Annotated in this window: 1 protein-coding gene; it reads right to left on the minus strand. The window is 72.0% G+C overall.

Annotated elements, in window-relative coordinates:
- On the minus strand, nucleotides 1-1,214 hold a 1,214-nt coding region (locus ACIBVQ_RS40550), incomplete at its 3' end, for an AMP-binding protein (RefSeq protein ID WP_399184281.1).
- Between the last annotated feature and the right edge of the window lie 20 nt (nucleotides 1,215-1,234).

The following is a 1,234-nucleotide window of genomic DNA, read 5'->3' on the forward strand; positions in this document are numbered from 1 at the left end:
AGGCCGGGGTTGGGGCGGAAGTGGGTGGCGGTCAGGGCGGGCCGGTTGAGGTAGCCGTGGGCGAGGCTGGGGCCGCTGATGCAGATCTCCCCGGTCTGGCCGGGTTCGGTGATGGTCTGTCCGGTGTCGGGGTCGATGAGGTGGACGGTGCGGTCGCCGATGGGGGTGCCGATCGGGATGGTGGGCCGGTCGAGGTCGGCGGGGGTGATCAGGTGGGCGGTGGCGAAGACGGTGCACTCGCTGGGGCCGTAGCAGTTCGCCAGCCGGGTGGCGGGCAGTTCGGTCAGGGCGGTGCGCACGTGGCGGACGGTGGCGGCCTCGCCGCCGAACAGCAGTTGCTGCACGTTGGCCAGGAGGTGGGGGCTGGTGGAGATGATCGTGTTGAACGCGGTCGTGGGCAGGAACAGGTGGGTGACCTGGTGGGTGTGGACGGTTTCGGCGACGGTCAGGGGGTCGCGGTTGGTTCCGGTGTGCACCACGACGCGTCCGCCGGTCAGTAGCGGGGGGAGGATCTCGACGAGGTTGCCGTCCCAGGACAGGGCCGAGTGCAGCAGGGTGACGGCGTCGGGTCCCCAGGTGGCGTAGTGCACGTCGGTGAAGAAGCCGTTGATGGCCCGGTGGGGGACGAGGGTTCCCTTGGGCCGGCCGGTGGAGCCGGAGGTGTAGGGGATGTAGAAGACCCGCTCCGGATCGGCGGGGTGTCCCGGGTTGGTGTCCGGCTGGGCGGCGATCGTCTCGGCTTCGGCGGTCAGGTCCAGCACCGGAACCGGGGCAGGAACCCGGGCAGAGGCGGGGGCTGAGGCGGAGGCCTGGGCGGAGGCTGAGGCCGGGACCTGGGCAGGGGCCTGGGCCTGGGCGGGGGCCGGGGCTGAGGCGGAGTCCGGGGCCGGGGCCTGGGTGGGGGTCCAGGGGTGGGCGGGGGTGGTGATGACGGCGGCCAGGTGGGGTTCGGTGGCCATCAGCGTCAACCGGCCCGGGGGCAGGCCGGGTTCCAGGGGTACGTATCCGGCGCCGGCTTTCAGTACGGCGAGCAGGGCGGTGATGTAGGTGGCGCTGTGGGTCAGGTGCAGTCCGACCAGGTCTCCGGGCCGTACTCCCCGTTCGTTGAGTGTGTGGGCCAGGCGGTTGGCGGCGGTGTTGAGCTGGTCGTAGGTCAGGGTCGCGCCGTGGGGTTCGGTTACCGCGACGCGGTCGGGGTGTTCCCGGGCCCGCACCTCGAACACCTCATGCACCG

This window comes from Streptosporangium sp. NPDC049376, assembly GCF_044466505.1.
GTDB lineage: Bacteria > Actinomycetota > Actinomycetes > Streptosporangiales > Streptosporangiaceae > Streptosporangium.